Source organism: Deinococcus betulae, from assembly GCF_020166395.1.
Lineage (GTDB): Bacteria > Deinococcota > Deinococci > Deinococcales > Deinococcaceae > Deinococcus > Deinococcus betulae.
On sequence record NZ_JAIQXU010000014.1, the window covers coordinates 1 to 22,036 of the forward strand.

Genomic DNA, 22,036 nt, shown 5'->3' on the forward strand with positions numbered 1-22,036 from the left:
GTGGGGGCGGGTGGCAGGAATGCTTGGGTGTGCTTGACTGAAGCGGTTGGGGAGGACGAAATCCTCGGCGTCTTGCCCGTGCTCCCTGCGTCAGTTGGGGACAGATCAAGGGGGCGTTCGGCGCATTCGCCGTCCCACCCAATTGCTTTGGTGCGCTTAAGCGTGACCGACTGAATCAGGGATCAATAGGTGAAAACTCGGCTATCCGGTTTCTTGCTACCGCGATGCCGAGGTCAGGTTGCCAAAACCGGGCGAGGCATCAAATGTATGGATCGTCTATTTTGAGCTCGCGTGCCTCGTTCAAATCAAATGTGAACGCCCTAACAAGAAATTGCTTATTTATTGACGTGCTACGTACGATTACGTCAGGCAACTTCGTCCGGTTGATCTCAATCTCCACATGCCAAACAGAGTTATTCCTCAGTTCGGCAACGTCTTTAGACGTTAGGGGTAAATCATCGGGCAGGGCATCATCACAATGGATGAACCACCCAAGTTGTTGCATATCCGTCGTCTCAAGAAGGGCGAGGCGGTAACCCCTCCACCATGCGACAGCATAGTCTCTCCCTTCAGCTTTCGGAGATGAGAGTAGTCCTGAACTCAGGATGCGATCGTAAGGAATAATCTGTTGAATAAGCAGAGCAGAGCCATACCGTTTGCCACATAGCATGCTTGGATTTTTAGCGCGTTCCTTACTTTCAGCTAATCTTTTCAAGTAAGCTGCCGCATCACTCGTAAAGTGAATACTTTGCGCTCCATCCGCGACTAACATACTCCCGACCTCACAAGCAACTCCCCGATTGGGAGACCCAATGCTTAATCCTATTCATTTTGATGGGAATGAAGATGATCTGTAAAACGTGATACTTGATGATACAAAGTTTATAGTGACTTTTTGCCAATCAACCCTTATTTCGCTCTGTCCTTTAGCATATATATCAAGAGTTTTTGCATTTTTAGGAACTAATATAGCATAATTACTATTTTTATAAAAAAGTGGCCTTAGTGGGCCATTATCTATTTTCGCCGCAAGTGTGAGGGGTGGCATGACGGAATTACCTTTATCGAAACCAAGCTGATATTTGCTTGGATCAAAAAATATATTCGTTGAGCGATTTTCAAAACCGTAAAATCTATTTTCCAGAAAAATCCTCCCAGTATTGATGTAGCCCTCTCTAAAAATATTTGAGAAGCTACTTAAACTTTTTGATTCAATTGTCAATGTCCTTGCACTGAAATCCGGTTTAAAAACATAGCCGCAGAATGATATGGGGGATTTAACAGCGTCAAAAAACTCTAAGTTTACCGTTCTCGGTTCATCTGGAAAGACGGCCTGCGACTGGTATGTCGCTCGGCTCATGCTGGCCAGCATGAGCCCCTTGCAATTGGCCGGAGTGGCTGCATGCGCGAAGGAGAAGACAAAAAATACGATTGGGACGAAATTTTTCATATCTGAGAAGCCTCCTATAGAGCCTTTCTAGACTAACATGGCTTTAATCAACATGGCTTTAACTGCATGGCCTGAACCTAACAGCATCTCCACGCTGGGTTGGTGGCAAAAACGGACAAGGGGCCCACCCCCTCAAGGCTGACTTTTGGTCGCCGACTACGTGAAGAACGGCAAAAACGGGGGATGACGCTGGAGGACTTGGCTGAAGCTTCGGGGATCACATGGTCTTACATCGCGCAAGTCGAGGTCGGCAGGCGCAATATCAGTGTGGACAACATGCATTTTCTGGCGACGGGTGTCGGCTTGCCTCTCAAGGATTTGTTGTAGAGCGCACGGCTGAAGTAGCGGGTATGCAGGCGAAAGATCGCCCGAGCTCTCTGTGGATTAAGTTTTCAGACCTTGAAAAAGATGATCTATAGCTGTATTCAATCCCCTCTTATCCGCCGATAGAGTGTGTGATGCTACCTCCCTCATCGGTGTTAGCTCTGGTCATAGTCGATATGACAAATTTATTCGGGGGAGGCGTCTTAGAAACGTCTACTCACAGCCGGTTAGCGCGAGCTGGTCATTTTCGCAGGTAACACGCGCGGGTTGTCGGTAAGCTACGTGCCAGGAGGGTGCTCATGACCTTTAACCCCAAGAAACCTGCGCCTGGTACCGCGCCGGCGGTGGCACCATTCCTAAGGAACCGTCAGCAGGACGCGAATCATCTGGCGCAGCCCGCCGAAGCGCTCGTCACTCCGGTGCCCTTTGGGTTGAGCAACTCCCGATCTGCTTCCGCTCCACTCCAACGTGCCCAGGTGGCACCAGTGTGGACTGCAGCCTCGCTGCTTGCGGCCGATCAGACCAGCATTCAGCGGGCGGCAGCGGCGGTGCAGGCTGGCGAGACCGCGGTTCGAGTCTCAGCCGATACCCTGGCCGCCCGTGGCCTGTGCCCCTCACCGGCCAGCAGCTTGCAGCGGCACCGGCCAGCTGATCCACCTGTACGGCCAGCTCTCTCCCCACTGCAGCGGCAAGCCCTGACCGACACTGGCCGGCAGACTGTCACCGCTGCATTGACACGCGACGCCCGATACATCCCTGGTGCGGTTCGGGCTGAGCTGGCGGTGGACGCGCTCCAGCGCGCGGTTGCGCAGGGGGCAGATGGGGCCGCTCTGCACACACATATTGTCTCCCTCGCCATGGCATCTGTGGAGCAGCAGACTGTTCAGCGTGCACTCCAGCTGCAACGGCAGCGGGAAGCCAGTGCGGCCATGCACCGTGAAGACTACACACTACAGGTGGTCCATCAAGGGCTTCAGCGTCAGTTGGCTGAAGCCCAGGCGCAACACGCCGAGGCCACGCTCGGGACGGTCACCGAACGGGTTCGGGCCCGGCAGGGCGGTGGGGAGCTGTTACCTGCCAGCGTGCAGCGTCATCTGGAAGTGGGCCTCAATGCCGATCTCAGTCGCGTGCGTATCCATACCGACGGCGAGGCAGCCAAGCTGGCAGCCAGTGTGCAGGCCGAAGCTTTCACCACGGGTCAAGACATCTACTTCGCTGCCAACCGATACGATCCGAACAGCCCGAATGGTCTGAAACTGCTGGCGCACGAGGCGACCCATACGGTCCAACAGGCGCAGGGCAAGGTGCAGCCTGGCCTGGATCCAGACGCGGCCCTCGAGGCACAGGCGCAGCAGATGGGCGAGCGCCTGGCCACCCTGCCAAGCACTAGCGTGCCGTCATCTCGCACGCCAACGGTGGAATCGGCCTTAGCCCGTTCGGCAGTGCAACGCAGCGTCTCACCTGTCTTCCAGCGCAAGACCGCGCCACCGACCGCCGCTGGCGTGGTGGCAGCACTGCGTCAGCCTGGCCCCGCCCAGGCGATCATCGCTTCTGCTCTCAACCAGAACCTGCCAGACGAATTCTGGACGGATGTCATGGCCTCGGGAAGCCAAAAGTATGGCCGTGAGTGGGCCGACGCCGCTCTCAAAAAGCTGCCCGCCCCGATCAAGGCCAAACTGACCCTGGCCCTGCTTGGTGGTGAACAGGAACTCACCTACGCGGCGTTCGTCAATCAGCTGGCCTACCTCGTCTACAGCAATGATCCCAGTCTGAGTGACTCCAAACAGATCCCAGGCAATACGGCCAAGAGTGCGCAGGGCATCCTTCAAGCCGGTGGTTATCAGGCACATCCCACCATCCAGGGATACTGGGGCTTTCAGATGCGGGTCTTCACGCCTATTAAGGGCCATCCCTCACCTGTCTCCAAGAAGACCATCGTGGCCTTCCGAGGCAGTGAGGGGGTCATGCCGAATCCTTTGGCCTATGCACAGGCCAGCCAGGATCCGAAGTTTCCCAAGCAAAACGAAAGCGGTCTGGACACCATGACCGATCTCGCGGCCTACCACACGGGCTATTCACAGTACGAGGTCAATGAGAAGCAGATCATCGGGCCTGTGCTGAAGGCGTACAGCGGCGACTTGGTGGCGACCGGGCACTCACTTGGTGGGGCCCTGGCCCAAATTGCCGTGGTGAAAAACCCGAGCCGCTTCAGCGAGGTCTACACCTTCCAGGGCGCCAACATCAAAAAGAGCGATGTGGAGAAGCTCGCCGCGATGAAGAAGGTCAAAGCCAGACATTACCGGGTCACGGCAGACGCCGTGCCATCTTCCGGCGAAAAGGGCATTCCTGGACAGGTTTACGAGTTTGACCGGAAGGCCGGCACGGCTGGGCTCAGTGTGAATTGGCGCACCGGTCAGACCAAGTTTTCCCCGGACGCCTCGGACGGCCATAACGCGCCCATCCTGCTGGAGGTGTTGCAGGATCTTCAGGGCCAAGGCCTCGCCAAGAACGCGTTGGCCCAAAATCTGGTCAAGAATGGTTCGCAGGATCCCAACGAGCTGGGGGGCTTCAATACCCAGATGCCACTGCTGCGCACTGTCCCTTCGGCCTTGGATACCACGCCTGGCAAAGAGGGGCTGAAACAGGCGGTGACCGGGGTCGCGTTCCTGCCTCAATTTCAGACGACCTACGAAAACAACGTCATCTACAACATTCTGTTGGAGCAGACGCTGCCTCTGCTTCAGCAGATCACGGTGCAGAGTGTCAAGAATGCCGCAGAGCTCGTGCGGCGCCTGACCGCGGTGGGCGCCAAGGTGGAGACCTTCAAGCTGGCGCACACCCCGCAGTCCCTCAAGATGCTGGAGGTGATCTACGCGGGTCCACAGGCGGCTAAACGCGCAGCGGTTGCCGATTACAAGGCCAAGCTCAAGACAAGCCAGAACATGGCCATCAGCCCTTACAATCCACAGGTGCTCAAGGCGATGGAAGCGCAGTATGAGGAATTTGTCCAGCGCAAGCAGCGCTTCATCGAACTCGATATCCCTCAGAAGATTCTGGACGAGAACCTGGACCGATTGACGGACCTGGGCCGCCTCCTTGACCTGTGGTACACCGTGCATCCGAGCGCAGATGCGCTCTTCTCAGCTGCCCGCTCACTGTCCACCACGCCCCGGGCACGCTGATGACCTGCCCACCCGACCTCCAGGACCGGTGCCATGCGTTTATCCCTTACTTTTCTCCTGCTGATGACCATGACTGCCTGCCGACCAGGGGGGACCGTGACTGAGTCCTCCCCAGATGACGCGTTCCAGGCAGTTCAATCGGCCATCAAGGCGGTTCCCGACCTTTTCTGGATGCCCTGTCAGGGCGGGTCGAGTGATTACCGGTACGTCGCCTGTTATCTGGACGACAGCGGGAATCAGACGGAGAGCTTCCGGCGAGTCGTGCAGCAGTTGGAAGACGCTGGTTTCATGTCCACTTCCCAGGGCAACGAGGACACGGCCCTGAGTACTGTCCTGATGAGAACTGTACCGTCAGCCGAACTGAACGTAACGTACAGCGGCTCTACGCTCCGCGTTCTGATGCAACATCCGGAGACAGGCAAGTTCGGGGCGCCGCCCCGAAAGGAGGGCGCCCCGCCTGCGTTTACCACGACGTACGCGCGGCAAGACAATCAGGGGTTCGCCCGGCAGATGCTCTACAACCTCCTCATTCGGGGCGGCATGAGTCTCAGTGCGATTGCAAACGCCATCCAGACCTGTCCCGAAGAGCAACCTAGCCAGCTCTGCGCCCGAACGGGCTGGACCCAGGCGGACTTTGAGCAAGCCATGGTCGACGACTATTTCGCTGGGAACCGCGAGGTTTTCTCCCAGCTCAATGCCCAACCCACATTCACCTACAACGAGGAGCCGCTCGTCGAGCGCAAGGCCATTGAGACGCCAGCTATTTGGGTGCAGAAGAACGGGAATGGCACGTGGACCAGTCGGGATCGGCAACGGTACCCCGGTGTGGAGGTCATCCTCCGATTCAAACCTGAGCAATCTGGGGAACTTCAAATGCAAGTGCTTAGCGTATCTCGTCAGCCTTAATCATCCTCGTAGCTTTACAGCTTGCAGCTACGTCTGTTCTCCAGTCCCAGTCAGTGCTTATCAGGTGCTGCGTGTCGCCACCCAGAGTGAATGCGGCTGATCTCCTGCCACGAAGGGTCTTCGACTGATCAAGGTCCCACCACGCTTTGAGAGTCTGGCCGACGATGACGGGTTATGACTCCTCGCGTAGTTGGGCCTTTTGATTTCGACCCCAACACGCCCAGCCAGCGCACAGTGCGTGAGACTATTCAGCCCCTGAAAAACTGCGAAGGCAACACCCTCTCCGCAAAACTTAGGGACCCTAAGCCCTGTGCGGCTGAAATAACAGCTCCTTCTCGGATAGGCTGACATCATGGCGCAGCCGAGGAAACGTCGTGGCTACCGCTCCATCATGGTTGACGGGCAACACTACACCTGGCGTTTTCAAGCTGGGCAGAATGCAGGTGTGTTGACGGTGCTCAGTCCTGATCAACCGGCAACCCGCTTCACCGTGCATCTTCCTGAATCTCTGGATCCCTGGCTTTCCGAGTCACAGCCTAAAGTGATGCCCGCTGTCACGCCAGCCGTTGTCGCTGCAATTCTCCGAGCGGTGGTTCAAGGTGACTGGTCTATGGACCAGTCGAAAGCAGCCCACAGGATGGAGTGGCGCGATGGGCTTCTTTACCAACGCCTCCTGGATATCCCAGCCACAACGTGATGCAGGCCAAGAGCACAGCCGCAGAGAACGATCAATCTCGCTTCTCAAAGCAAGTCGCGACCGCACGAAAAACGTCTTCAACTGGGCGTAGACTAGACGCTCAGCCCAATACTCGACCTCTGAGGAGGATCATCATGCCGGGGAAGAAGACAGGACAGGCTGCCACGTCCGCCGCTTCGAACATCATAGGGGCTGGCCGAATAGCTGATAGCTCAACATCTGCGGCAGGCAGTATAGCTGATAGCTCAACATCTGCGGCAGGCAGTGCGCTGCCACAGGTCAAATCTGGGAAGAGCACCAGCGAACAAGCCGCTTAGGGTGCCTCTGAGATGCTTCGGAGCAAGACTCAGTCCAAACGTCCAGGAAGGCAGTTGGCAGCCCACTGGCTTGGAAAAAGTAGCAGGCCGTTTCCACCCGAAATCTATTGTGCGTATCAGACGGCTGCCCTTGAAAGAGGACTGTGGACCTGAGCCACGGACGACTTGATGGCTCGGGCCTGCACCTCTTGGCGCTGTTTCCTCAAATCAATGTTTCGGCTCATAGGAACTGCTCGTGCGGAGGACAACGCGTGACTCAAGCTGCCTTGCGACAAGCCGTGATCTATCTCGACAGCCTTCCCGCTGGCGCGCCTCTTGAGCCATACCTGATGAGTTTGACCGCACAGATCGGATGCTCGACTCGTACTCTTCGGCGACATCTTCACCACTACCGTGCGGCCGGCCGCACCTTCCCTGAATGGCGGCGCACGGGCACCCGACACCAGTTGTCATCCGAAGTGGAAACCCTGATTCAGGACACTTTGCTCAGGGCTTATTTTCGTCCTGAACACCCCGATCTCAACGAAGTGGTGCTGGACATTCAAGCGGAATGTCACGCGCAAGGCTGGTCACGTCCGTCGTATGACACAGTCCGGTCCCGGATGCTGGCCCTCCGGACACCAGCACTCATTGCACGGCGTGACAAACGCGAGGAAACCAAACGACTGTTGGCCACGCCAGGGATTGCCGAACGAGGTCAGCATCCCTTTGACCTGGTGGCCATGGATCATTCACCCCTAGATGTCCACCTTGTGCATCCGGTGACGCGCCTGTCCATGGGGAGAGCCACTTTGACCCTTGTGATTTGCACCTGCTCCCGGCTGATCCTAGGCTTTCTGGTCTCTTTTCAGAAGCCCAGCATCATGTCGGTGGCACTCGCCCTCTCACACGCGGTCCTGCCGAAGGAAGCGTGGCTCCGCGCCCGGGGGTTCGATCCTTTCGTCTGGCCCGTGGCTGGTCTGCCTCAGGCGATTCAGGTGGACAACGCCCGGGAATTTCACAGCGCCGCGTTTGAAACAGCCTGTGCCCGCTGGAATATTCAGATCCATTACCGCCGCAAGGGTCGACCCCGTGACGGCAGTTTGATGGAAAACGTGCTGGGGACGATGAACCGGGCCCAGCATAGCTTGCCAGGAACAACGTTCAGCAATCCTAGAGAACGGCAGCGCTACCCCTCAGAGGACAGGGCCGTGATGAGTCTTATAGAGTTTGAAGTGTGGCTGACACACAAGGTGATCAGTTACAACCACCGTTGTGGCCGGTCTGAAGGCTGGGCTCCTGCCCAGCGGCATGCGCTCGGGGACTTCACCTCTCGACCGGTCCACGACCCCGCAACCTTTACGCTGGATTTCCTACCGCAGGAAGAGCGGGTCGTGACCGAGACAGGCATTGAACTGTTTACAGACCAGTACTGGACGGAGGAGCTCAAACTTTTTGCAGGCCAGCGTGTCCTGGTCAAGTATGACCCGCTGAATCTGGGTCATATCTGGGTCTACGACTCGGTGCGGCGGGGGTATCTGGAGGTGCCATACCGCGATGCCACCAAGGCCCCGAAGAGTTACTGGACGTACCTGGCTGAGCGGCGCGAACGAACACGTCAGCGCGACGAGGTCCAGTTGACACGTGTGCTCAGCCACCATAGGCAGGCAAAGGAAGTGGTTAAGGCCGCAAGTCAACACACGCGCCGTGCCAAAAGGCAACAAGGTCACGTCCGTTCCTTCGATCTGGTGTCTCATGCCCAAGGTGCCCCTGCGCCCACCCCTCAGGCTGAGTTGAACTGGCCCAGTGCAGAGACGCCCCTTGAGCCCTGGCCGATTTCATGACGGCACCACTGTTTGGTCAGCCAGCCTACGAGCATCTCAGTCCAGAGACACGAGCCGTCGTAGGAATGAACTCGAAAGTCAGAGAGGACTGGCTTTACCAAATGCCTTTCTTCGCCTATGACGCCATGTGGCCGATCTTCAATGAGGCAATGTTTTTGGCACGCCAACCCCGGCTCCCCAGGCCGCACAACTTGCTGATTGAAGGGCCCACCAACAGTGGAAAGTCTGCGCTTCTGGCACTGATTGCGGCCGCCTTGAAACCAGGCGGTGATCACGCGCTGGATCACCCGGTGCCGGTCATGCTTTATAAATGTGCCAGTGGGGTGAGACGAGACGATCTGGTCGACGGATTCCTGAGAGGCAGTGGCCTGGAGATCCTTCCCCGCCGGCGCCTGCGGGCCGGTGACCTCATCCACTATGCGCCCATCATGCGCCTTCGGGGTCCACGGGTGGTGCTGATTGATGAGGTGCATAATCTATTCAGCCGCGCCGGCAGCAAACACACCGTGACCGATACCATTCCAACGCTGCGCGACCTGTCGATGCAGTGCCAAGTGCCGCTGATCGCCGCCGGCGTGAAAAAGGCGTTGTATGCCATCCAGTCTGATCCACAACTGGAAAATCGCTTCACTGTGATGAGGCTGCCACCGCTTCAATCAGGAGCACCCTTTGTGCGGATGCTGATGGCCTTTGAGCGGTGGCTCCCGTTGCCAGAGCCATCCCAGCTTCGGCAACCTGCGTTTGCGCAGTATCTCTACGACCTCAGCGGCGGTTGGATCGGTGAACTCAAAGATGTTCTGCACCGTGGCTTGAGATATGCAATCCAGCATCAAACGCCCTGCCTCATCGTTGACCTGATGCAGGCGGCTGGCTGCCTGAGTGCGAAGGAACGCCGAGCTGTCGACATCTGATGGATGCATGTCTTAGCCAAGCTGAGGCTGGATGCATCTGCTGCCTCCTTGACAATCTGACTCAATTCTGATGACAGATAGCGTCGTTGCGCGCAGGGGGTAAGGACAAAAGGTTCCGTACTGCTGACCTTCTTAATTTGATATCACACAGTATCAAAATAGGCATCACAGCTGTCAGGATCTAAATACCCTCGACACCGCGTAGAGCATCCTTCCTCTGCTTCTGGTGACCTTGGAATATTTACCCCGTCTAGGACAGGGTTTTCAAGCCTAGTCAGATTGGTTAAGGTGCCCCAGCCTCCATCCGTCCCTGTCTTTGGAGTTCTACTGCCTGCCGGAACAGAGTCGGCAGTTGGAGGCCGTACTTGCACCTGAATACTGAGTGCCACACAGCGACTAAGCGGAATGGTGAAGAACACAACTATTTAACACTAATTGAGATTGTTGTCAAAAGCCCTCCCTGAAAGACCCCTCCTGTACCCCTCAAAACGGCTTGGCGGCCTCTTCCTGGCCTTCCTATGAGCAAGGTTATTTAAAGAGCGTGTCAGACGCAGAAACTCAAGAGCCGATCAACTTGAAAGATCTAGCGCTGACCACCAGCCCACATGCTAGACACAACAGCATCCCGCTCAGGCATAGATCAGCCTGTCTCGCACATCGCGTTGAAGCTGAAGAACGGCAGCCTAAGATTTTGGAAACGGCGGCATCACCGCATCGTAAATCCAGCGCTGCAGCATCAGCGTGACGCTGGGCTTACCGGTCAGTTCCGCAGCCGCGCGAATGAAGTCTGGCGTGCTGACATTTTTGTACGCAAAGCGCTGGTAATAGCCGCGTAGAAAGCGCTGAAAGGCCGCGTCGCCTACGGTAGCCCGTAAGGCGTGCAGCACCAGAGCGCCCCGTTGGTAGACGCGCGGCGCGAAGAGGTCATGACGGAGAGTCACGTACGGTGCAGGCATGCGGGACGCCTGAGCCTTATTCAAGCGTGTCAGCACTCGCTGCTTGAGGCTGGCGGCGTCCCGCGCGACCCACAGGTCTTCAAAGTAGGTGGCAAAGCCTTCACTCAGCCAGATGTCCTGCCAGTTGGCGGGCGTCACGCTGTTGCCAAACCACTGGTGTAGCCGCCGGCACCGCCTCCCAGGGCCTTGCCGGGATAGGTAATGAGTGCCTGCGTCTCCAGCGCGTAGTCGTCCTGCCCCTGGGTATAGATCAGGCCGAAGGTCTCAAAAGGATAGGGTCCAACCTGCTGCTCCATAAATTTAAGCATGGCCGGAAGCTGCTGCCAGTTGGCCTTCTGAAAATTTGCACCGAGCGCGGTCGGTATGCTGACCATCGCCTCTAGCCCCGCACGCAGCGGCAGAGTGACCTGCGTGTAGCGGTCAATGTGGACCGTGGCCAGATACGTCGCCATTGGACTATCCATGTCATAGGTGAAGGTGCGGGTGCCTGGGCCGCTCACAGTACTGGTCAGCTGCCCGTTGGCAACTGCCCGGAGAGTATCAGGCACCGTGACATGGAAGGTGTAGGTGGCCTTGTCCGACGGAACGTCGTTGCAGGGAAACCACGACATCGCACCGTCCGGTTCGTTCAGCACGTAACTGCTGCGGCGGATGGTCTTCCATCCCACCCCATCCGCGACACCATTGACCACACTGTCACCCGGCTCCAAAACTTGCTGCGGGATACCGCCGTAGTGGATGACCACCTGAAAGGCTGCGCCGGCGGGCAGGGCTTCAGGCAGCTGAATACTCAGGCGATCTGGTGACTGAGAGAACGGAACCAGCTGACCGTCCACCAGAACGATAGTGACTGGTAAGGCATGCAGCGCCAGGGTCAGCTCACTGGCGTCTTGCTTAAGCGAGCCGCTGAGTGTGGCGACGCCGTCCAGCAGCTGGGTGGCCGGATCACTGGTGAGGTCCAGGTCATAGTGCTCCACGTCAATGGCCGGATCCCGCAGCGCCGTTTCAAGGGGTAGACGGGCCGTTGCCGGAGTGGCGACAGTGCTGGCCAGGAGTGAAGGGGTGCAGAGGGTCAGCCACAAGGGCAAGACTAGGCGCTTCATACGTGGTCCTGGGCGGCAGAGGCCATAGCGCCGCTGAGCTTGGGCCACTGGCGCTCGACATCTCTCTGCGGAGCCACGCGCGGCCTCACCGCATCATTCAATATGGCCAAGTCGTTCATTCTCGGATTGCTTTCCCGGACACAACCCACCATCGGCCTGAGATGGTCAGTGCTCTGAATGATAGAGGACGGCAGCCCAGCCGTCTGGGCAGAAAATGAAGTCAGAGCAAGCGGAGATGTTTGAGCCATGTTGAAATCCTTGGGTTGGCGAGGCGAGAGGCGCGGAGCAGCGTCTTTCTGCTGTGGCCGCGCACTGAAATGGGGGAGGGGCCGTCTGGTCTATCCCCTAAGGTACGGCAAGTGGGACGCAGACCAGGAGATCATTTCGTGGGTTCTCAAGACAGCAGTTCAGCGGAACATCCCAGGACCGCTGCTGATTGCAGCGCATCTGAAACATTAAATTTCAGTCGTTCCATGTGGCCATGAAACAGCCGTGGGTGCGGCCCAATCACATGGCAACGCAAACCAGGCTTTCTGGTTGCGCTTCTGCAGTAGTGCTTGGGGCTGTCCAGCAGCTGTCCTCTGTTGTGACGCCTCATGATTGCAGTTGGCAAGCAGAGCCGTCAGCACACCTAGTTGCCAAAGGAGAGGCTGCTTTACAGATATGGATGAGGTGGGGCGGTGAGATTCCATTTGAAGGGCAACACCCAGGAACGGGCCGGCCTCACCCAGCAACTTCTGCCCTGCTCAATTGGTGCCGAACTCACGCCAGTATGCTTCCTGCACCAGAGCGTCACCTGAAAGCAAGTCATCTGGCCCGGCTTCCCGTTCGGAGCCTCATGATGAGATGGAATGCCCTCAGCTCACTCTGTGCCCACACCTGCTCCCGAGCTCTTTGGCTCTCCCCTGGGCCACATGCTTGCCGTTTCCAGCCGTTATTTAGGACGGCACCGCATGACCGTAGGCTCGGTGGTGAAGTTCTGCCTGCTCTGTCTGACGGTCTGTCCTACAGGCATCGGAACGGCCTCAGCGCACTCGGGCAAGCCCGCCGCCTTCTCCAGCCTGCCGCGCCCTACAGGACAGTACGGGCTGCCTTTTGCCTCGCCGCCTGGGCCAGACACCTGGTTGCTGGGTCAGTTCTATGGCAACACGGCCTTTGCCTACGAGCAGCGGCGCACCCTGTACGGCAACGGTCAGGGCATGCACTTTGGGCTGGATTTCAGCGCGCCCTGCGGCACCCCCGTCGTGGCGATTACCGATGGGGTCGTCTCGGAGGTGGACGGCCCGCACGGTTCTGCGCCGCACAACCTGGTGATCAACCATCCAGACGGCCTGTCCAGCCTGTACGGGCATCTGCTGAGTAAGCCAGCGGTCAAAGTAGGGCAGCGTGTGCGGCGCGGCGAGGTGGTGGCCCGGTCGGGCGACTCGCAGGGCACGTGCGTGTCTGAGCCGCACCTGCATCTGGAGATCCGCGACCACTCGCATCAGCTGCTCTTTAACCCAGTGGGCTACCTGCGGGCCGACTGGGCTTCTCTGGGGTTGGTCAATCCAGATATGGCCGGCGCGGGTTTTCAGCAGGACCTGCGCCAGCCCAGCGCCTGGCAGACGCCCGAAGATCAACCGAGCGTCCGACTGCACGGCCCGCTGCTGAACAATTTCGCGCAGCCCTGGCCGCCCCTCGCTCCACGTACGCCGGTGAAGAAATGAGGCGGAATCTGTTCTGGCGCTTCACTCTGCTGGCAACCCTCCTGACTTCTCCAGCGCTGGCGGCCACCTACACGGTCAAGGCGGGCGACACCCTCTACAGTTTGGCCCGGTCGATGGGCCTTACGGTGGCGCAGCTTCAGGCACTCAACGGCCTAACCGGGACGAATCTGAAGGTGGGCCAGGTGTTGGCGTTGCCCGGCGTGGGCGTTCCGTCCGTTTCACCCGCGCCCTTATCCGTCCCAACCCCTTCAGAGGTGCCGAATCTAGATCCTGCTGCCGGGCGTGTTTCCCGGTCCGGCTGCTGTCCCCACCCTGTCTGGGCGGCAGATGGAGAATCCCTGCTGTTCTTGGATCGGCCCGCGAGTCGGGAAGTGGGCCTGTACAGCGTCCCAGCCGACGGCACAGAGCCGAGCGGCACATGGCGCCTTCCGCCGACGCTGCTTTCAGAGAGTGGCCTGTATGGGTTGCAGCCCACAGGCGCGGCGACGGCGCGGGCCGTACCGCTCGGCGACCCCTTAGGGGTACCAGTTACGGTGCCCACCAGTGGCCGGGACGCTATGTGGTCGCTGGGTGGCCGCCTGGCCTGGCCGACGTACGGCGCAGGCGACCGGACCGACTGGATTCCCCTCACCGTCTTTGCCGCCGATCCTTTCCGGGGGAAGACCCCGGTTGCTTCCCGCCCGGTGGTCACTGTGTATGGAGGACGGCTGGTGGGCTGGCTGAACGAAGACACGCTGCTGGTGACGGGGCGCCTGGCCCGGAATGATGCCCGGCGCTCGGTGCTGACGGTTGACCTGGCCACAGGCCGAACGCGCGTATTGGCGCAGGGCCAACAGCTGAGCGGTGTGCGGGCCAGTCCGGACGGCACCCAGGTCCTGTTCCAAGTCACGCTGGACACGGCAGGACGCAACGGGTTATTTGTCGTCGCCGTGGCCGGCGGAGCGGCCTGGCCCGTGCCGACCTTCGGCTCTGGCCGCTGGCAAGACAACACGCGGCTGCTCCTCATACCTTACGAGCCTGGCCTGGCCTCACACCGTCTGTTGCGCGTCGACGTGACCACAGGGCAGACGGAAGAACTTCTGTCCCTTGCCGACAAGATCGCGGGCGACGACTGGCAGGTGGCGCCAGATGGCCTGCGCGTGGTCTACCGCAGCGCGCAGGACCAATCGCTGCGCGTCCTGCCTGTTTTGCGCTAACCAGCCAAGCGGAGGTCGCCTTGAAGGTCGCTGTGCACCTGCTCGTCGAGCCGGCGGAGGGTGGCGCGCCCCAGCCGCCTCTCCCCTGTCCTATTGAACTGGTCGTGCGCGAGTTCTCGGGACTGGCCCCTTCAGACCTGCACAGACACCACCCTTGAGACGCTCGACTCGCTGATGCCAGCTGGCGGTCAGCTTTGGCGTATCTGTGCCACACGATTCATTCGAGATGTGTCCGGCGCAGGTCGGCCATCTGCTGCACCTGATCTGCACGGTTGGCCGCCGGGTCGCCCGCGAGATAACGCTCCTCGACCGGGCGATACTGGTAGCTCCACTCGCTGATCGCCATCAGGACCGGGTAGAGAGCGACGCCCTTCTCGGTCAGCCGGTAGATGACCTTCTGGGCATGGTCCGGGTCGGGGGCGGCAGTCACGATGTCCTGTGCCAGCAGCAGTTTCAGGCGGTCAGCCAGGATGTTCGACGAGATGTGTTCCTCGGAGGCCAGCATCTCCCGGAAATGGCGCTTGCCCCCGAACATCAGGTCGCGGACGATGAGCAGCGTCCAGCGGTCGCCAAAAATGTCCAGCCCCAGGCTCACCGGACAGCCCGAGCGAACGGAGTCGTCGCCTTGCTTCTTCACTGGTTGCATTATCGCACCAGTTTAACTAGGCTGCAACCGGTTCGGGAATGCAACCGCTTTTGATTCGGCTCTGCCTGTCCCGGCCAGGAGGCTTACCCATGCCGAACGACCTGCACACCAACGCCGACCCGCTCACCTCTCTGCCGCACGATACCCGGCTCGCGGGCCAGAAGGCCATCGTCACCGGCTCCACGAGCGGCATCGGTGAGGCCATCGCCCATGTCCTGGCCGCCTCGGGCGCCGAGGTCGTGGTCAGTGGCCGCGACGCCGCCCGCGCCCGGCGGGTCGCGGACGCCGTCACCTCGGCCGGGGGCCGGGCCTGGGCCGTGCCCGCCGACCTCTCCGGCTCCTACGCCGAGCTGCGGGCCTTCGCGCAGGCGGCCACGGCAGCTTTCGGCGGCGGGGTGGACATCCTCGTCAACAACGCCGGGGTCTATCCGGTCACGCCGACCGAGCTGCTCCCGGACCACGACCTTGACGCGCTGCTGGCCACGAACATTCGGGCGCCGCACGTGCTCGTCGCGGCGCTCGCACCCGGTATGGCCGCGCGGGGATCGGGCCACATCGTCAACATCGGGTCCTGGATGGGCCGGGTCGGCACCACCAGCGGGGCGATGTACACCGCCTCTAAGGCCGCCCTGGAGCAGATGACCCGCAACTGGGCGGCGGAATACGGCCCGCGCGGCGTCCGGGTCAACACGGTCGCCCCCGGCGCGACCCTGACGCCGGGCAACGCCGACCTCGCCGCCGTCCTCGACGCGATGACCTCCGCGACCGTGTCCGGCCGGCCGGTCCGGCCTATCGACGTCGCCTACGGCGTCCGGTTTCTCGTCTCTTCCGAGGCCGCGTTCGTCCAGGGCAACATTCTGGATGTCGACGGGGGCATGCTCAGCACCAGACTCCGGTTCTAGGGGGGCTGCCGGGGGGGCGCCCGGTCTCTCACCGGCGCGCCCCCCTGGCCCCACTTCCAGGCTTCAGCCCGTGACCGGCGAGCGCTCCTCGGCCACGTCGGTCGTCTGCCCGGCCCCGACCCGGAACAGCGCGTCCGAGCCCTCACGGCGCGGCAGGTCGGCCAGCGTGCGCGGCCAGTCGAAGGACAGCCGCCCGGTGAAGGGCCGCGCGCCCAGCAGCACGTCGGCCAACCCAGCCCCCTCGCTGCCGGGCAGCCACGCGGCGACGAAGGCGTCCCAGCCTTCCAGGTCCGGCGCGACGATCAGGGGGCGGCCCGAGTACAACACCACGGCCACCTGGTCGCAGCGGGCCCGCATCCGCGCGACGAGGGCGCGGTGCTCGTCGGTCAGGGCCAGCGACGAGCGGTCGCCCATGCCCTCGGCGTAGGGTTCCTCGGCCAGTACGACGAGGCCCACAGGAAAGCGTTCCTCGCCCTCGCCGGCCGGGGCATACTCAATCCGGCGCCCGCCGGCCCCGGCCCGCAGCCCCTCCAGCAGCGTGGTGCCGGTCGTCGTCGCGCCCTCGCCGCCCATCCAGGTGATCGTCCAGCCGCCGCATTGCAGGCCCAGGTCGTCGGCGGCCTTTCCGGCCACGAGCAGGCGGGCATCTTCGGGCAGCGGAAACACGCCTCCGTTCTTGAGGAGCACGGCCGACTTGGCGGCGGCCTCGCGGGCCAGGGCGCGGTGGGCGTCCGAGCCGACCTCGGAGAGCAGCGCCGGGTCGGTGTGCGGTTGCCCGAACAGCCCCAGGGCGTGCTTGGTGTTCAGGATGCGGCGCACGGCGTCGTCGATGCGCTCGCCACTGACCTCGCCCGCCTCCACAGCGCGGCGCAGCGAGGCGATGAAGCTCTCGTAGTCGAAGGGCACCATCACCATGTCCACACCCGCGTTGACGGATTCGCGCACGGCCGTGTCGAAATCGGGCGACACCTGCTGCACGCCCTCCCAGTCGGAGACGACGAAGCCCTCGAAGCCCAGCTCACCCTTGAGCACGTCGGTGATGAGATAGCAGTGCGCGTGCATCTTGAGGCCCTGCCAGCTGCTGTAGGAGACCATCACGTTCAGGGCCCCGGCCTCGATAGCGGCGCGGTAGGGCGGCAGGTGTACGGCGCGCAGCGTCTCCTCGTCAATGGTCGAGTCGCCCTGGTCGATCTGCCACGCCCCCTTGTCGAGCAGGGTCACGAAATCCTCGCCCATCTGGGCGATCGCCAGCGTGCGGTCGTGGTCGGGGTCGGTCATGCGGGCGCGCTTGCCGCTGCCCCAGTCGGTCGCCCCGTCGGCGATGAAGTGCTTGACCGAGGGCAGCACGGCGGTGGCTGAGTTCCAGCCCTCGCCCTTGAAGCCCTCCACGAGCGCGGCGGCCAGCCGGCCCACGAGCGCCGGGTCCTGGCCGTAGCCCTCGTAGCTGCGGCCCCAGCGGAAGTCCTGCGGGATGCTCACGGCGGGCGCGAAGGCCCAGCGCACATTCGTGGCGGCGGCCTCCAGCGCGGTCGCGCGGCCGATGCGGCGCAGCAGTTCCGGGTCGTTCGTCGCCCCCAGACCGACGTTATGCGGGAAGATGGTCGCCCCCACCACGTTGTTGTGCCCGTGCACGGCGTCCGAGCCGTAGAGGAGCGGGATCTTCAGGCGCGACTCCTGCGCCTCGGCGATAAAGGCCGTCACCATGTCGCGCCAGCCCCGGGGGCTGTTGGGGTCGGGGTTGCCGCCGCCGCCGCTCAGGACCGAGCCCAGGCCGAGGCGGGCCACGTCGCCGGGCTTCACGCTGTTCTTTTCGGGCTGGGTCATCTGGCCGATCTTTTCGTCCAGGGTCATGCGCGCGAGGAGGTCTTCTACGAAGGGGATGTGCTGGGGCATGGAAACGTCCTTGTACGGAAAAATCCGGATCAGATCTGGGCGTGGGGGGCCGCAGGCCGCTGGGAATGGCCCTGCTGTTCGGGCAGGGTCGGCTGCGCGGCCAGCACCGGGTCGTGGAGGATGCAGCGGGCCTGGTGCCCCGGCCCCACGTCGTACAGACGGGGCAGGCCCTCGCGGCACGCGGCGCGGGCGTGCGGGCAGCGCGGCTCGAAGGGGCAGCCGGGCGGCAGGTGGCCCAGGTCGGGCACCTCGCCGCGCGCCTCCAGCGGGCCGGCCCCGAAGTTGCCCTCGGGCTTGGGCGCGGCGCTCCGCAGCAGCTGCGTGTAGGGCATCTGGGGGGTGCCGATCACCGCCTCGGAAGGGCCGATCTCGACGAGGTGTCCGGCGTACATCACGGCGACGCGGTCACTCATGTAGCGCGCGCCCGCGAGGTCGTGGGTGATGAACAGCATGGACAGGCCCTCCTGGTCGCGCAGGTCGAGCAGCAGGTTCATGATGTCGAGCCGGATGGACACGTCGAGCGCCGAGGTCGGCTCGTCGGCCAGGATCACGCCCGGGCGCGCGGCCAGGGCGCGGGCGATCACCACCCGCTGGCGCTGCCCGCCCGAAAGTTCGTGGGGCCGTTTGGCGGCGTAGTCCGCGCCGGGCGAGAGGCCCACGCGCTCCAGCAGCGCCGCCACCTGCGGCCCCACCTCGCGCCCGCGCGCCAGTCCGTGAATCTGGAGAGGCCGCCCCACGATGTAGCCGACCGTGTGCAGCGGGTTGAGGCTGGCGAAGGGGTCCTGGAAGATCATCTGGACCTGCCGGCGAAACGACTGCAGCGAGCGGCCCGAGAGCCGCGCGGGGACCGGCTGGCCGTTCAGGCGCAGCGCGCCGCGCGTCGGCTCGTGCAGGCGCGAGAGCAGGCGGGCGACGGTGCTCTTGCCGCTGCCGGACTCGCCCACCAGCCCCAGCACCTCGCCGCGCCCGAGGGTGAGGGTCACGTCGTTCACGGCGGTCACGCTGCGGCCGGACCTCCCCACGGTGAACACCTTGGTCAGGCCATCGAGTTCCAGGGCGGGGACGGTCGGCATGGCGTCAGTCGGCGGCATCGGGGTACTCCTGGGGTTTGACGGCGCTGGAGTGCAGGAAACACGCGACGCGGTGGCCCGGCGCGATCTCCACGCTGGCGGGTTTCTGTGTGTCGCATCTGCCGGGCATGCGGCTCGGGCAGCGGTCGAAGAAGGGACAGCCCGGCAGCTCGGCGCTCAGCGGTGGCGGCCGGCCCGGAATGCCGCCCCGGCGCTCGCGCGGGCCGTCCAGCGGCGGGAAGGCGTGCATCAGGCGCTCGGTGTAGGGGTGCAGCGGGCGGGCATAGAGGTCGGCGGCCGGCGCCTCCTCGATGATCTCGCCCGCGTACATGATGGCGATGCGGTCACTCATCTCGACGAGCAGCGACAGGTCGTGCGTGATGAAGATGACCGAGATGCCCAGGCGGCGGCGGGCCGCGTCGATTTCCTGGAGAATCTGGCGCTGCACCACCACGTCGAGCGCCGTGGTCGGCTCGTCCATCACGACGAGTTTGGGTTCGAGGGCCAGCGCGATGGCGATCACCACGCGCTGCTTCATGCCGCCGGAGAGCTGGTGCGGGTAGGCGCCCAGGTAGTCCGGGCGGATGCCCACCAGCTCGAACAGCGCGCGGGCGCGGGCCTCCAGCCGGGCCGGGTCCTTCACGCCGTGCGCCTGCATCGCGTCGTACACCTGTTCGCGCACGCGCAGCACGGGGTTGAGGATGTTCATGCTCGCCTGGAACACCACCGAGTAGTCGCGCCAGCGCACCCAGCGCAGCTCCTCGGGGCTCAGCGACAGCAGGTCCTGGCCCGACAGGCGCGACTCGCCGCCGAAGACCGTGCCCGGGGCTTCGAGCAGCCGCGTCGCCGCGAAGGCCAGGGTGGACTTGCCGCAGCCCGACTCGCCCGCCAGCCCCACGAACTCGCCGGGCGCGATGTCCAGCGACACGTCGCGCACGGCCCGCACGCGCCCGCTGCCCGCGCGGCCGGTGCGCGGCGTGAGGTAGCCGGCATCGAGGTGCGAGACGGCCAGCAGCGGCGCGGCGGTCGGGGCGGGCGTGGCGGCCAGGGCCGGGGCCGTCTTCGCCCGGCCCGCCGGACGCCGGTCCCTGCGGCGGCCCATCCCCGCATTCACGATGCGCGGGTTGGTGATCTCGTCGATGCCGAAGTTGATGAGCGCGAAGGCCGTGCCCAGCAACGCGATCATCAGGCCCGGCGCGGCGATCCACCACCACGCACCCTGGAGGAGCGCGCCGCGCGCCCCGGCCCAGTACAGCATGGTGCCCCAGGTGACCTGCGATACGTCACCCATGCCCAGGTAGGCCAGCCCGGCCTCCGAGAGCACGGCGTAGAGCGCGGTGCCGAAGAAGCTCGCCGCGATGAGGCCCGCGAGGTTGGGCAGCATCTCCGCGAAGATGATGCGCAGCGGGCGCTCGCCCGAGGCGATGGCGGCCGACACGAAGTCGCGCCCGCGCAGCGCCAGCGCCTGCGAGCGCAGCACCCGCGCCCCCCAGGCCCAGCCGGTGAGCGCGATGACGATGATGATGGACCACACGCCGCCGCCCCGCAGGAAGGCGCTGGCGATGATGAGCAGCGGCAACCCCGGCAGCACCAGGAACACGTTGACGAGCACGTTGATGGCCTCGTCGGTCTTGCCCCCGAAGTAGGCCGCCGTGAGCCCCAGCGACGTGCCGATGAAGGTGGCGACGATGCCGGCCGCGAAGCCGATGAGCAGCGTGAGCCGCGCGCCGTACAGCAGTTGCGTCCAGATGTCCTGGCCCAGCGCGGTCGTGCCCAGGAGGTGCCCGGCCTGCGGCGGCAGCCACGTCCCGAAGTCCTGCGAGGTGGGTGAGTAGGGCGTAAGCAGCGGCGCGAAGAGCGCCAGCGCGAACATGAGGAGCAGCAGCGCTGCCCCGGCCGCCGCGCGTGGCGAGCGCCGCAGGAAGGTCAGGAGATTTCTCATCCGGCCTTCCCGTCGCGCACGCGCGGGTCGAGGACGGCGTACAGCGCGTCCACGATGAAGTTGGCGATGAGCACCGCCAGCGCGATGAACAGGAAGATGGCCTGCATGAGCGGGTAGTCCAGGGTGGTCACGGCGTTGTAGAGCTGGAGTCCCAGCCCCGGGTACGAGAACACCGTCTCGGTCAGGATACTGCCGCCCACCACGAAGCCCAGCGCCATGCCGAAGGCCGTGAAGCTCGGCAGCAGGGCGTTACGCAGCACGTAGCGGTTCAGCAGCCGGCCTTCGCTCAGGCCCTTGGCGCGGGCGAAGGCGACGTAGTCCTCGCCCATCACACCCATCACGTTGTTGCGCATGGTGATCAGCCAGCCGCCCGCCGCCGTCACCACGATGGTCAGGGCCGGCAGCGCGGCGTGACGCAGCAGGCTCTTCCACCAGTCGGCGCTGAACTGCGTCAGGAAGGGGTCGAGGCTGCCGCTCAGCGGAAAGGTGCCGGTGCGGAAGGCCAGCAGGTACAGCAGCAGCAGCGCGAACCAGAAGTACGGCATGGAGTTCAGGAACAGGGCGATGGGCGGCAGGGCGTCGGCCACCCGCCCCCCCCGGCGCCACGCGCTGTAGAGCCCCAGGGCGCTGCCGAGCAGGAAGGCCAGGACGGTGCAGACCCCCACCAGCCCGATGGTCCAGGGCGCGGCCTGGGCGACGATGTCCACGACCGGCGTCGGAAACTGCCCGATGGAGCGCCCGAAGTCGCCGCGCAGCATGTGGCCCAGGTAGGTGACGTACTGCGTCAGGAGGTTGCCCTGGTCGTTCAGGCCGTAGGCGACCGTCAGGGCGTCCACCGCCGAGGGGTCGAGCTTGCCCTGGTACTTGGCGAGCATGGCGCCGATGGGGTCGCCGGGCACGAGGCGCGGCAGGACGAAATTGAGCGTCACCGCCGCCCAGAGGGTGAGCAGCAGAAACAGGAATTTGCGCAGCAGGTAGGGCATGGACACCTCGAACAGACTCGGCCGGGAGG

General features: G+C 62.8%; 18 protein-coding genes. 9 read left to right on the forward strand and 9 right to left on the reverse strand.

All coding sequences use genetic code 11. The features are described from left to right. Positions 1-259: 259 nt before the first annotated feature. On the reverse strand, positions 260-772 hold the full coding sequence (locus K7W42_RS11585) for a hypothetical protein (RefSeq protein WP_224574803.1): 513 nt from the start codon (positions 770-772) through the stop codon (positions 260-262). A gap of 54 nt (positions 773-826) precedes the next feature. Continuing rightward, the gene (locus K7W42_RS11590; protein ID WP_224574806.1) at positions 827-1,450 is read right to left on the reverse strand and encodes a hypothetical protein; all 624 of its coding nucleotides are present in this window, start codon (positions 1,448-1,450) and stop codon (positions 827-829) included. A 102-nt stretch (positions 1,451-1,552) separates the two neighbouring features. Here K7W42_RS11590 and K7W42_RS11595 point away from each other — a divergent pair, with 102 nt between their 5' ends. The 6 genes from K7W42_RS11595 to K7W42_RS11620 all read left to right on the forward strand — a co-directional run bounded on the left by K7W42_RS11595 (position 1,553) and on the right by K7W42_RS11620 (position 9,610). Continuing rightward, complete coding sequence (locus K7W42_RS11595) at positions 1,553-1,777, forward strand: helix-turn-helix domain-containing protein (RefSeq protein ID WP_224574808.1); 225 nt, start codon at positions 1,553-1,555, stop codon at positions 1,775-1,777. A 296-nt stretch (positions 1,778-2,073) separates the two neighbouring features. Continuing rightward, entirely contained in the window at positions 2,074-4,956 is a 2,883-nt protein-coding gene (locus K7W42_RS11600; RefSeq protein ID WP_224574810.1) for an eCIS core domain-containing protein, read from the forward strand. Positions 4,957-5,052: 96 nt separating this feature from the next. Then, on the forward strand, positions 5,053-5,862 hold the full coding sequence (locus tag K7W42_RS11605) for a hypothetical protein (protein WP_224574812.1): 810 nt from the start codon (positions 5,053-5,055) through the stop codon (positions 5,860-5,862). 352 nt (positions 5,863-6,214) lie between these two features. Beyond that, the gene (locus K7W42_RS11610; RefSeq protein WP_224574814.1) at positions 6,215-6,559 is read left to right on the forward strand and encodes a hypothetical protein; all 345 of its coding nucleotides are present in this window, start codon (positions 6,215-6,217) and stop codon (positions 6,557-6,559) included. 568 nt (positions 6,560-7,127) lie between these two features. Next, positions 7,128-8,699: a TnsB C-terminal domain-containing protein gene (locus tag K7W42_RS11615; protein WP_224574816.1), complete on the forward strand. Its 1,572-nt coding sequence runs from the start codon at positions 7,128-7,130 to the stop codon at positions 8,697-8,699. Next, complete coding sequence (locus tag K7W42_RS11620) at positions 8,696-9,610, forward strand: TniB family NTP-binding protein (protein ID WP_224574818.1); 915 nt, start codon at positions 8,696-8,698, stop codon at positions 9,608-9,610. Before K7W42_RS11615 ends, K7W42_RS11620 begins: the two co-directional genes overlap by 4 nt. Before the next feature lie 683 nt (positions 9,611-10,293). On the opposite strand, the gene K7W42_RS11625 is transcribed toward K7W42_RS11620, so the two are convergent. After that, on the reverse strand, positions 10,294-10,704 hold the full coding sequence (locus K7W42_RS11625) for a M1 family aminopeptidase (protein WP_224574819.1): 411 nt from the start codon (positions 10,702-10,704) through the stop codon (positions 10,294-10,296). Continuing rightward, positions 10,701-11,669 carry a gluzincin family metallopeptidase gene (locus K7W42_RS11630; protein ID WP_224574821.1) on the reverse strand — a complete coding sequence of 323 codons (969 nt, stop codon included), beginning with the start codon at positions 11,667-11,669 and terminating at the stop codon, positions 10,701-10,703. Before K7W42_RS11630 ends, K7W42_RS11625 begins: the two co-directional genes overlap by 4 nt. Before the next feature lie 953 nt (positions 11,670-12,622). On the opposite strand from K7W42_RS11630, the gene K7W42_RS11635 reads away from it, so the two are divergent. Then, complete coding sequence (locus K7W42_RS11635; RefSeq protein WP_224574823.1) at positions 12,623-13,375, forward strand: M23 family metallopeptidase; 753 nt, start codon at positions 12,623-12,625, stop codon at positions 13,373-13,375. Further along, positions 13,372-14,571 carry a LysM peptidoglycan-binding domain-containing protein gene (locus K7W42_RS11640; protein WP_224574825.1) on the forward strand — a complete coding sequence of 400 codons (1,200 nt, stop codon included), beginning with the start codon at positions 13,372-13,374 and terminating at the stop codon, positions 14,569-14,571. The genes K7W42_RS11635 and K7W42_RS11640 overlap by 4 nt, the downstream gene beginning before the upstream one ends. Before the next feature lie 217 nt (positions 14,572-14,788). Here the strand turns inward: K7W42_RS11640 and K7W42_RS11645 are convergent, their stop codons facing one another. Further along, complete coding sequence (locus K7W42_RS11645; RefSeq protein ID WP_224574826.1) at positions 14,789-15,217, reverse strand: winged helix-turn-helix transcriptional regulator; 429 nt, start codon at positions 15,215-15,217, stop codon at positions 14,789-14,791. 89 nt (positions 15,218-15,306) lie between these two features. On the opposite strand from K7W42_RS11645, the gene K7W42_RS11650 reads away from it, so the two are divergent. Next, positions 15,307-16,119: an SDR family NAD(P)-dependent oxidoreductase gene (locus K7W42_RS11650; RefSeq protein ID WP_224574828.1), complete on the forward strand. Its 813-nt coding sequence runs from the start codon at positions 15,307-15,309 to the stop codon at positions 16,117-16,119. 63 nt (positions 16,120-16,182) lie between these two features. On the opposite strand, the gene K7W42_RS11655 is transcribed toward K7W42_RS11650, so the two are convergent. From K7W42_RS11655 to K7W42_RS11670, 4 genes are read right to left on the reverse strand one after another with little or no spacing between them, the layout of a single operon-like run. Then, a complete protein-coding gene (locus K7W42_RS11655) occupies positions 16,183-18,012 on the reverse strand; it encodes a glycoside hydrolase family 3 protein (RefSeq protein ID WP_224574830.1) in 1,830 nt (609 codons plus the stop codon). A gap of 29 nt (positions 18,013-18,041) precedes the next feature. After that, positions 18,042-19,103, reverse strand: coding sequence for an ABC transporter ATP-binding protein (locus tag K7W42_RS11660; RefSeq protein WP_224574832.1), 1,062 nt, complete (start codon positions 19,101-19,103; stop codon positions 18,042-18,044). Further along, entirely contained in the window at positions 19,090-21,024 is a 1,935-nt protein-coding gene (locus K7W42_RS11665; RefSeq protein ID WP_224574834.1) for a dipeptide/oligopeptide/nickel ABC transporter permease/ATP-binding protein, read from the reverse strand. Before K7W42_RS11665 ends, K7W42_RS11660 begins: the two co-directional genes overlap by 14 nt. Then, positions 21,021-22,007: an ABC transporter permease gene (locus K7W42_RS11670; protein WP_224574835.1), complete on the reverse strand. Its 987-nt coding sequence runs from the start codon at positions 22,005-22,007 to the stop codon at positions 21,021-21,023. The genes K7W42_RS11665 and K7W42_RS11670 overlap by 4 nt, the downstream gene beginning before the upstream one ends. Between the last annotated feature and the right edge of the window lie 29 nt (positions 22,008-22,036).

Excerpts from the sequence above, each read along its gene's own strand:
- K7W42_RS11585 (WP_224574803.1), bottom strand. The coding sequence starts at position 772 with ATGTTAGTCGCGGATGGAGCGCAAAGTATTCACTTTACGAGTGATGCG.
- K7W42_RS11590 (WP_224574806.1), bottom strand. The coding sequence starts at position 1,450 with ATGAAAAATTTCGTCCCAATCGTATTTTTTGTCTTCTCCTTCGCGCAT.
- K7W42_RS11600 (WP_224574810.1), top strand. The coding sequence starts at position 2,074 with ATGACCTTTAACCCCAAGAAACCTGCGCCTGGTACCGCGCCGGCGGTG.
- K7W42_RS11610 (WP_224574814.1), top strand. The coding sequence starts at position 6,215 with ATGGCGCAGCCGAGGAAACGTCGTGGCTACCGCTCCATCATGGTTGAC.
- K7W42_RS11620 (WP_224574818.1), top strand. The coding sequence starts at position 8,696 with ATGACGGCACCACTGTTTGGTCAGCCAGCCTACGAGCATCTCAGTCCA.
- K7W42_RS11630 (WP_224574821.1), bottom strand. The coding sequence starts at position 11,669 with ATGAAGCGCCTAGTCTTGCCCTTGTGGCTGACCCTCTGCACCCCTTCA.
- K7W42_RS11635 (WP_224574823.1), top strand. The coding sequence starts at position 12,623 with ATGACCGTAGGCTCGGTGGTGAAGTTCTGCCTGCTCTGTCTGACGGTC.
- K7W42_RS11640 (WP_224574825.1), top strand. The coding sequence starts at position 13,372 with ATGAGGCGGAATCTGTTCTGGCGCTTCACTCTGCTGGCAACCCTCCTG.
- K7W42_RS11645 (WP_224574826.1), bottom strand. The coding sequence starts at position 15,217 with ATGCAACCAGTGAAGAAGCAAGGCGACGACTCCGTTCGCTCGGGCTGT.
- K7W42_RS11650 (WP_224574828.1), top strand. The coding sequence starts at position 15,307 with ATGCCGAACGACCTGCACACCAACGCCGACCCGCTCACCTCTCTGCCG.
- K7W42_RS11655 (WP_224574830.1), bottom strand. The coding sequence starts at position 18,012 with ATGCCCCAGCACATCCCCTTCGTAGAAGACCTCCTCGCGCGCATGACC.
- K7W42_RS11660 (WP_224574832.1), bottom strand. The coding sequence starts at position 19,103 with ATGCCGCCGACTGACGCCATGCCGACCGTCCCCGCCCTGGAACTCGAT.
- K7W42_RS11665 (WP_224574834.1), bottom strand. The coding sequence starts at position 21,024 with ATGAGAAATCTCCTGACCTTCCTGCGGCGCTCGCCACGCGCGGCGGCC.
- K7W42_RS11670 (WP_224574835.1), bottom strand. The coding sequence starts at position 22,007 with ATGCCCTACCTGCTGCGCAAATTCCTGTTTCTGCTGCTCACCCTCTGG.